We start from the raw sequence: 8442 nt of genomic DNA on the forward strand, positions 1-8442 counted from the left end.
GTCCACGCCCCAGGCCAGCCGCAGCGAGCGCAGGACGAGCGCCGGCAGGCGCCGCGCCATCGTCCGGGTGGTCAGCAGCGAACCGGCCTGGAGCCGCGACGCGTCCCGGTAGAGGAACTCCTCCTCTCGAACACCAGCTTCCTCCGGCACGGCGTCCTGCGGCGCTCCGGCCGGCCGTCCCGGCGGCTGTTCCTGTGTGACGGACGAGGTCATCGGTCCCCCTGGGGTGGTGGCTGCGGCGGTGTCCTGGGGACCAACGACCTAGTGGGGATATCGAACACACCTCATTCGGCCGTGGTGCGGGGCCCGCCGACGGCGGGCGCGCTGGCTTTCGGCAGCTCGCCTCCGATCCTTCTGCTTCTCGAGGAGCTTGCGCTTGCGGCTGATGTCGCCGCCGTAGCACTTGGCGAGGACGTCCTTGCGGATCGCCCGAATGTTCTCGCGGGCAATGATCTTCGCGCCGATCGCGGCCTGGATCGGCACCTCGAACTGCTGACGCGGGATCAGTTCGCGCAGCTTGGTCGTCATCTTGTGCCCGTAGCCCTGCGCGGCATCGCGGTGCACGATCGCGCTGAACGCGTCGACGGCCTCACCCTGGAGCAGGATGTCGACCTTCACCAGATCGGCTTCCTGCTCGCCCGCCTCTTCGTAGTCGAGGCTGGCGTAGCCGCGAGTGCGCGACTTCAGCAGGTCGAAGAAATCGAAGATGATCTCGGCCATCGGCATGGTGTAGCGCAGCTCGACGCGGGTCTCGGACAGGTAGTCCATGCCGCCCAGTTCGCCGCGACGCTGCTGGCACAGCTCCATGATCGAGCCGATGAACTCACTCGGCGAGATGACGGTGCACTTCACGATGGGTTCGTACACGTGCCGCGACTTGCCCTCCGGCCAGTACGACGGGTTGGTGACAACGTGTTCGGTGCCGTCCTCCATCTCCACCCGGTACACCACGTTGGGTGCGGTGGAGATGAGCTCGAGACCGAACTCGCGCTGCAACCGCTCGCGGGTGATCTCCATGTGCAGCAGACCGAGGAAGCCACAGCGGAAGCCGAAGCCCAGCGCCACCGAGGTCTCCGGCTCGTAGGTGAGCGCGGCATCGTTGAGCTGCAGCTTGTCCAGCGCGTCACGCAGATCCGGATAGTCGGAGCCGTCGACCGGGTACAGACCGGAGTAGACCATCGGTCGCGGCTCGCGGTAGCCGGTGAGTGCTTCGGTGGCGCCGTTGCGGGCGCTGGTGACGGTATCGCCGACCTTCGACTGGCGCACGTCCTTCACGCCGGTGATCAGATAGCCGACCTCGCCGACGCCCAGCCCCTGGGTGGGCTTGGGTTCGGGCGAGACGATGCCGACTTCCAGCAGCTCGTGGGTCGCGCCGGTCGACATCATCTTGATCTTCTCGCGTGGGGAGATCTTGCCGTCGACCACGCGGATGTAGGTGACCACACCCCGGTAGGTGTCGTAGACCGAGTCGAAGATCATCGCGCGGGCCGGTGCGTCGGCGTCGCCCACCGGAGCGGGGACGGCCTCGATCACCTTGTCCAGCAGCTCGGTCACGCCGACACCGGTCTTGCCCGAGACCCGCAGCACGTCGCCCGGCTCGCAGCCGACGATGTGGGCCAGCTCGGCGGCGTAGCGATCGGGATCCGCGGCGGGCAGGTCGATCTTGTTGAGCACCGGAATGATCGTGAGATCCTTCTCCAGCGCCAGATACAGGTTCGCGAGAGTCTGCGCCTCGATGCCCTGGGCGGCGTCGACCAGCAGGATCGCGCCCTCACAGGCCTCGAGCGCGCGCGAGACCTCGTAGGTGAAGTCGACGTGGCCCGGGGTGTCGATCAGGTGCAGGACGTAGTCGGTGCCGTCGACCTGCCACGGCAACCGCACGTTCTGCGCCTTGATCGTGATGCCGCGCTCACGCTCGATGTCCATCCTGTCCAGGTACTGGGCACGCATGGCCCGCTCCTCGACCACACCGGTCAGCTGCAACATCCGATCGGCCAGGGTCGACTTGCCATGGTCGATGTGGGCGATGATGCAGAAGTTCCGGATCCGGGACGGATCGGTGAACGTCGTATCGGCAAAACTGGAAGCCACTCCACTCCTCGCGGGGTATAGGCGAACTGCGCCCATCGTCCCATGCGCCCAGCTACTCCACTCGCACCGGTGCACCCGACCGCGTCATTCCTGCGAGCCCGGGCCCTGTCACCGGTGCACCGAAGTGCGAGTCGGCGTTATATTTCACAGATGGCCAGCAGTTGGAACAGTCTCGGCAAGCAGCTCGGCGTCATCGCCAAGGAGCAGGGGCCCAAAATCGTGCGCAAGCAGGGGCCACGACTGCTCGAGAAGCTGGTGGACGCACTGGCGACCAAGCCGGGACCCGCCGTCGCGGTGCGCCCGACGGCCTCGACCCCCGTGCCGACGGCGCATCGCGCCCGCCAGATCGTCTACTGCCCGCAGCTCGACGGGCGCGCCGACCCCGGGGAGATCGTGTGGACCTGGGTGCCGTTCGAGGAAGACCCGACCAATGGCAAGGACCGGCCCGTGCTGGTGGTCGGGCGCGACCGCAAGACTCTGCTCGGACTGATGCTGTCGTCGAAGGCCGACCGCGCCCACGACCACAACTGGGTGGGCATCGGCACCGGCCCATGGGATCACGACGGCAGGCCGAGCTGGGTACGGCTGGACCGGGTACTCGACGTGCCGGAGGACGGCATCCGGCGCGAGGGCGCGATCGTCGAGCGCAAGACCTTCGATCTGGTCGCGCACCGGTTGGTAGCCGAATACAGCTGGAGCTGAACGACAATCGAACCCCGAACCGGAGACATCCGGCTCGGGGTTCGACGGTTCGTAGCTAGGAGTGCACGTCCTTGGACCGGCCGAAGATCAGGCCGTAGAGCAGTGCGCCCAGCGCCCCGCCGATCAGCGGGAACACGATGAACGCCCATATCTGCCCCATCGCCCCGTCCTGATACGGCGCGACGCCCAGGCTGCGCGCCGGGTTCACCGAGGTGTTGTCGATCGGCAGCGAGACCAGGTAGATCACCGTGAGCGTGACGCCGATCGAGAGCCCGGCCAGTGGCACGTCGGAGATCTGATCGGTCGAGGCCAGCACCACGAACACCAGCAACGCGGTGAGCATCACCTCGATGATGATGGTGGCCGCCAAGCCGTACCCGTTCTGCACCACCACATCACCGAGCGGACCGGTCACCGCCGACGGGCTGTGCGCACCCCAGCCGTTGGCGCCGAGACCGTCGACCGGCCGGTCGTAGGCGGGCAGATTGTTGGCCAACGCGAACACCACCAGTCCGGCGAGGAACGCGCCGACCACCTGGGCGATCACATAGCCGACCGCGCCGATCGCACTGATCCGCCCGAGCAACATGTGCCCGAGCGTGACAGCCGGGTTGACATGGCAGCCCGAGATCGGCCCGATCGCGTAGACCAGGAACAGCAGCGACAGTCCGAAGGCGAAGGCGACACCGAGCGGGCCCACCCGATCACCCGCCAGCACCATCGTGCCGACGCCACAGACCACGAGGACGAAGGTGCCGAGCGCCTCGGCCACCCACTTCTTCGGCTCCGGGACGACTTCGATTTCGACGAGTTCCTGTGCAGTGGGAGACATCGGCCGCCACCTCTCCGGGAGGAATAAACCCCGCGGCGAGCGGGGTCCGCACGAGCCTCTCGGACACTACGCGAGCCGGGTGACCTCCACAACGACCTCCAGGTCTGTCGAGCCGCCGCCGGAGAACACGCCTTTCAACGGCGGCACATCGGCGTAGTCACGACCGACGCCGACCGACACGTGCTGCTCGTTGACGGCGAGATTGTTGGTCGGGTCGTAGCCCCACCACTGCCCGGTCCACGCCTCGATCCACGCGTGCGACTGGCCCGCCACCGTTTCGCCGATCGCCGCACCCGGCTTCGGATGCAGGTACCCGGACACGTAGCGACTGGGAATTCCCATGCTGCGCAACAACACCAGTGTCAGGTGGGCGTAGTCCTGGCATACGCCGCGACGCTCGGCGAAGGCCTGCAGCGCCGAGGTGTGCACCGAGGTCGTGCCCGCGATGTAGTCCATCTCCTTGTGCACCCACTCGGCCGCGCGCACCACCGCCTTGGCCGGCTCCTCACCGCGCGAGAGCTGACGCGCCACCGTCGACAGTTTGCGATCGCGCGGCACATAGGCGGTGGGACTGAGCATTTCGTCGAACCGGTCGACGACCCGCCCGCCCTGCAGTTCGTCCCAGCTCAGTTCCTCGGTGGGTTCGGCGAACGGTTCGGTCTCGACCACCGAGGACCCGGTCACCTCGAGTTCGGTGTGCGGTGCGTGCAGGTCGAAGGCCGTGACGGCGGTGCCCCAGTAGTCGGTGTAGCGATAAGCCCTGGTGGCGGGCACGGTTTCGACGCGATTGAGGATCACGTTCTGCCTGCTGTCGGCGCGCGGGGTGAGCCTGGCCTCGTTGAACGAGCGCGTCACGGGCGCGTCGTAGACATAACCGGTGGTGTGCACCACCCTGATCCGCCAACTCATAGCTCTCCCTCTACCTGCACGCGGCTGTCCTGCTTGCTGCGCACGTCGGTCCACGCCACCCACGGGGCGGCATGGAAGTACTGGCGTGACACGGCTTCACTGAGCTCACGGCACGATTTCTGCAGGGCGAGCAGGCGGCTCTGCAGATCTTCCAACAACACTCCCGGCGGCAGGAACTCGAGTTCGCTGCGCGCGCGTCCGAGCACCCGTTGCGCCTCGTGCCGCGCGCCGACGCGACTGCCCGGCCGCTGATCCAGCTCGGTCAGGCAGGCCTCGGCGACGCGCAGCGTGTGGAACACCGAACGCGGGAACAGGCGGTCGATCAGGATGAACTCGGCGACTCTGGCCGCGTCGAGGGCGCCGCGATGGGTGCGCAGGTAGGTGTCGTGCGCACCCGCCGAGCGCAGCACCGTCACCCAGGCGGGCGAGGAGGTCTTGTCACCGGCGCGCGAGAGCAGCAGGCGCACCATCATGTCCACGCGTTCGATGGAACGCCCGAGCAGCAGGAAGCGGTAGCCGTCGTCACGACTCAGGGTCGAGTCGGTCAGTCCGGTGAACATCGCCGCCCTGCCCTTGATGTAGGAGAAGAACTCGTGCGGACCGAGGCCACGCGCCGCCCGCTCCGCCGCGGCCATGCCGTTGTAGGTGGCATTGAGGCACTCCCACATCTCACTCGAGGTGACTTCGCGTGCGCCGCGGGCGTTCTCGCGGGCTTTGGTGATGGAGTCACTGATCGAGACGCCGTGGTCGTGGCTGTAGGCGACGAGATCGGTGACCGACCACACGTCGAGGCGAAGGCCCTCGGGTGGTTCGATCCCGAGCACCTTCAGCAGCACGCGAGACGTGCGGTCCGCGTCGACGGTGGCGTCTTCGAGCAGTTGGTGTACTGCCACGTCCAGGATGCGCGCTGTGTCGTCGGCGCGCTCGACGTATCGGCCGATCCAGTAGAGGGATTCGGCGTTTCGAGCAAGCATGTCTCTATTCCCCGATCAACCGCTGTGTCTGCTGCTGTTGCTGCTGTTGCTGATTGGCCTGCGGGGTGCTGAGTTCGCGACCCAGCTCGAACGAATCCGCTTGCGGCGGTTCGCTGACGAGTTCAGGTCCGGCCAGTTCCCGGTCTTCGGTCCCCGAGCGCCCGGCCAGCACCCAGGTGTCCTTGCTGCCGCCGCCCTGACTCGAGTTCACCACCAGTGAGCCCTCCGGCAGCGCGACCCGGGTGAGACCGCCGGGCAGCACCCAGATGTCGTCCCCGTCGTTGACCGCGAACGGGCGCAGGTCCACGTGCCGGGGCGCGAGATCGTCACCGATCTTGGTCGGCACCGTCGAGAGCTGCACCACCGGCTGGGCGATCCAGCCACGCGGGTCGGCCTTGATCTTGCGCTTGATCGTCTCCAGCTCGCGCGGCGAGGCGTCGGGCCCGATCACGATGCCGTAGCCACCGGAACCCTCGACCGGTTTGACCACCAGTTCGCCGACCCGGTCGAGCACCTCCTCGCGTTCGTCGTCCAGCCAGCAGCGGAAGGTGTCGACATTGGGCAGGATCGGCTTCTCGCCGAGGTAGTACTCGATGATCTTGGGCACGTAGGTGTAGATGAGCTTGTCGTCGCCGACACCGTTGCCCACCGCGCTCGAGATCACCACATTGCCCGCGCGAGCGGCGTTGAGCACGCCGGCGACGCCGAGCACGGAATCGGGGCGGAAGTGCATCGGGTCGAGGAAGGTGTCGTCGATGCGCCGGTAGATCACGTCGACCTGACGCTCCCCCGCCGTCGTGCGCATGTAGACGACATTGTCGCGGCAGAACAGGTCGCGACCTTCCACCAGCTCCACACCCATCTGCCGGGCCAGCAGCGAATGCTCGAAGTAGGCGGAGTTGTGCACGCCCGGCGTGAGCACCACCACGGTCGGGTCGACCTCGTTGGGCGCCGCGGAGGCCCGCAGCGCGCGCAGCAGGTGGCCCGGATAGTCGCCCACCGCGCGCACCCGGTGCGAGGAGAACAGGTCGGGGAAGACCCGGGCCATCGTGCGCCGGTTCTCCATCACATAGGACACCCCCGACGGCGAGCGCAGATTGTCCTCCAGCACCCGGAAGTCGCCCTTTTCGTCGCGGACCAGGTCGATGCCCGAGACGTGGATGCGCACGCCGTTGGGCGGGACCAGCCCGGCGGCCTCGCGGTGGAAGTGCTCGCACGAGGTGACCAGACGCTTCGGGATCACCTGATCACGCAGGATGTTCTGCTCGCCGTAGACGTCGGCCAGGAACAGTTCCATCGCGGTCACCCGCTGTTTGATGCCGCGTTCGAGCTTGGCCCACTCCGCGGCGGCGATCACCCGCGGCACCAGATCCAGCGGGAACGGGCGCTCCTGGCCCGACAGCGAGAAGGTGATGCCCTGGTCGATGAACGCACGGTCCAGCGCGTCCGATCGTTTGGCCAGGTCATCGACATCATTGGCGGCCATCGCGGCGTGGATGCCCTTGTAGGGCGCCCGTACCTTCCCCGATGCGTCGAACATCTCGTCGAACGCGTCGGCGAAGCGGCCGGGGCCATATCCCTCGAACAATCCGGTGTGGGTGGCTGCCGGATGGCCGTTCGTTCTCACCATCGCCGGTGATGCAGATCGAGCCGTACTCGGCGCAGTGGTGGAGGTCATGACAAAAACTGTGCATCACCCGGCGGCAGGGTCGTGTGTGACACAGGTAAATTCTTTGCATCACCTGAAACGGGTGAAATCGGCGCCCGCTCGCCCGGCCGAGTGGATCGAGGGCCGATTTCGCCGGGGGATGCCGAGCTGGTAACCTCGATCTTCGGCGCGGTGTTACCCGTAGTTCAGCACCATCTGCTGCATCGTGGGCGCGCGCCCGACGAGCTTTCAAGGAATACCACCCAGCGACAGGAAACCAGAGGATACAGGCGTGGCCAACATCAAGTCCCAGATGAAGCGGATCCGTACCAACGAGGAAGCGCGCAAGCGTAACCAGTCGGTCAAGTCCGCGCTGCGCACCGCGATCCGCAACTTCCGTGAAGCTGCCTCCAGCGGTGACAAGGAAAAGGCTGCTGAGCAGCTGCAGTTCGCGAGCCGCAAGCTCGACAAGGCCGCGTCCAAGGGCGTCATCCACGCCAACCAGGCGGCCAACAAGAAGTCCGCGCTCGCGCTGGCTCTGAACAAGATCTGATCGACGGCGAGCCTGGTGCTCGCTGGCAATACTTCGCAAGACGCAGCCGCCGTGGCCTCGATGACCACGGCGGCTTTTGTCGTTCCCTTCCACCGGCTACCATTCGCGCCATGCTGACGGTGTACGCGAATCAGACGGTGGTACGAGGCGATGACCTGGCCGAGGTGATCCGCGCGGCGGAGATCCTGGGCATCGGTCTCAAGGTCGAAAATGTGATGGTGCCCGACGAGGACGGTGGCTACGGCGCCGCGTGGATCGTCACCCGTGAGGACGAGGTTCCCCTCTACGACGAGTGGGAGGGACGCTACGACGACCTCGACGACGACGAGGATGTGGACGTCTCGCTGGTCGTCGCCGGCGAGTAGTCAGTTCACGCAGGGCACCTGACCCGAGGTGATGTCGCTGCGGACCGGCCTGCCCGCGTCGGGAGTCTGTGGCGCCGACGTGGTCGTGCTGGTCTGCCAAGCGCCCGCTGTCGACTCCGACGACCAGGCGGCAGGCGGTTCGGTGCGTTGTCCGGTGCGCCTGGCCGTGGTGGAGGCCGGGACCGGCATACCGAAGGCCGCGGCCATCTCGCGGCGGATCGCCGACCGGTCGACGATGTTCACGTCCTGGCCGTTGATCACGTCGTAGCGCAGCACCGGCAAGGTGCGGAACTCGACCTCGGGATCGTCGGCGGCGCCCAGGGTGCGGACGAATTCGGTCATGTTCCAGCCGTCCGACAGCACGATAT

The 8442-nt window shown here is 66.8% G+C and carries 9 protein-coding genes and 1 pseudogene; 3 read left to right on the top strand and 7 right to left on the bottom strand.

Going from position 1 to position 8442, the window contains the following annotated elements; all coding sequences use genetic code 11:
- On the bottom strand, window positions 1–213 hold a 213-nt coding region (locus ACFWF3_RS14975; RefSeq protein WP_379314114.1), incomplete at its 3' end, for a hypothetical protein.
- Window positions 214–261: 48 nt separating this feature from the next.
- Entirely contained in the window at window positions 262–2127 is a 1866-nt protein-coding gene (gene lepA, locus ACFWF3_RS14980; RefSeq protein WP_379314115.1) for a translation elongation factor 4, read from the bottom strand.
- 114 nt (window positions 2128–2241) lie between these two features.
- Here lepA and ACFWF3_RS14985 point away from each other — a divergent pair, with 114 nt between their 5' ends.
- Window positions 2242–2793 (top strand): type II toxin-antitoxin system PemK/MazF family toxin, encoded by a 552-nt coding sequence (locus ACFWF3_RS14985; protein WP_101463946.1) that lies wholly within the window; start codon window positions 2242–2244, stop codon window positions 2791–2793.
- Window positions 2794–2848: 55 nt separating this feature from the next.
- Here the strand turns inward: ACFWF3_RS14985 and ACFWF3_RS14990 are convergent, their stop codons facing one another.
- The 4 genes from ACFWF3_RS14990 to ACFWF3_RS15005 form a co-directional block, all read right to left on the bottom strand.
- A complete protein-coding gene (locus ACFWF3_RS14990) occupies window positions 2849–3625 on the bottom strand; it encodes an aquaporin (protein WP_379314116.1) in 777 nt (258 codons plus the stop codon).
- 66 nt (window positions 3626–3691) lie between these two features.
- Window positions 3692–4534 (bottom strand): transglutaminase domain-containing protein, encoded by an 843-nt coding sequence (locus tag ACFWF3_RS14995; protein ID WP_378637428.1) that lies wholly within the window; start codon window positions 4532–4534, stop codon window positions 3692–3694.
- Complete coding sequence (locus ACFWF3_RS15000; protein WP_101463949.1) at window positions 4531–5508, bottom strand: alpha-E domain-containing protein; 978 nt, start codon at window positions 5506–5508, stop codon at window positions 4531–4533. The genes ACFWF3_RS14995 and ACFWF3_RS15000 overlap by 4 nt, the downstream gene beginning before the upstream one ends.
- Before the next feature lie 4 nt (window positions 5509–5512).
- Entirely contained in the window at window positions 5513–7138 is a 1626-nt protein-coding gene (locus ACFWF3_RS15005) for a circularly permuted type 2 ATP-grasp protein (RefSeq protein ID WP_378994041.1), read from the bottom strand.
- 310 nt (window positions 7139–7448) lie between these two features.
- Here ACFWF3_RS15005 and rpsT point away from each other — a divergent pair, with 310 nt between their 5' ends.
- Complete coding sequence (gene rpsT, locus ACFWF3_RS15010; protein ID WP_056821462.1) at window positions 7449–7709, top strand: 30S ribosomal protein S20; 261 nt, start codon at window positions 7449–7451, stop codon at window positions 7707–7709.
- A gap of 110 nt (window positions 7710–7819) precedes the next feature.
- Window positions 7820–8074, top strand: a complete 255-nt coding sequence (locus tag ACFWF3_RS15015) for a hypothetical protein (protein WP_378637424.1) — start codon at window positions 7820–7822, stop codon at window positions 8072–8074.
- Here the strand turns inward: ACFWF3_RS15015 and ACFWF3_RS15020 are convergent.
- Window positions 8075–8442 (bottom strand): annotated as a pseudogene (locus ACFWF3_RS15020) (LytR family transcriptional regulator); the annotation flags it as partial. It abuts the gene before it with no gap.

This window comes from Nocardia sp. NPDC060220, assembly GCF_042727815.1.
Lineage (GTDB): Bacteria > Actinomycetota > Actinomycetes > Mycobacteriales > Mycobacteriaceae > Nocardia.

Bases quoted from the DNA above. Each gene is read 5' to 3' on its own strand.
- lepA (WP_379314115.1), bottom strand. From the start codon at position 2,127: ATGGGCGCAGTTCGCCTATACCCCGCGAGGAGTGGAGTGGCTTCCAGT.
- ACFWF3_RS15015 (WP_378637424.1), top strand. From the start codon at position 7,820: ATGCTGACGGTGTACGCGAATCAGACGGTGGTACGAGGCGATGACCTG.
- ACFWF3_RS15000 (WP_101463949.1), bottom strand. From the start codon at position 5,508: ATGCTTGCTCGAAACGCCGAATCCCTCTACTGGATCGGCCGATACGTC.
- ACFWF3_RS14990 (WP_379314116.1), bottom strand. From the start codon at position 3,625: ATGTCTCCCACTGCACAGGAACTCGTCGAAATCGAAGTCGTCCCGGAG.
- ACFWF3_RS14985 (WP_101463946.1), top strand. From the start codon at position 2,242: ATGGCCAGCAGTTGGAACAGTCTCGGCAAGCAGCTCGGCGTCATCGCC.
- ACFWF3_RS15005 (WP_378994041.1), bottom strand. From the start codon at position 7,138: ATGGTGAGAACGAACGGCCATCCGGCAGCCACCCACACCGGATTGTTC.
- ACFWF3_RS14995 (WP_378637428.1), bottom strand. From the start codon at position 4,534: ATGAGTTGGCGGATCAGGGTGGTGCACACCACCGGTTATGTCTACGAC.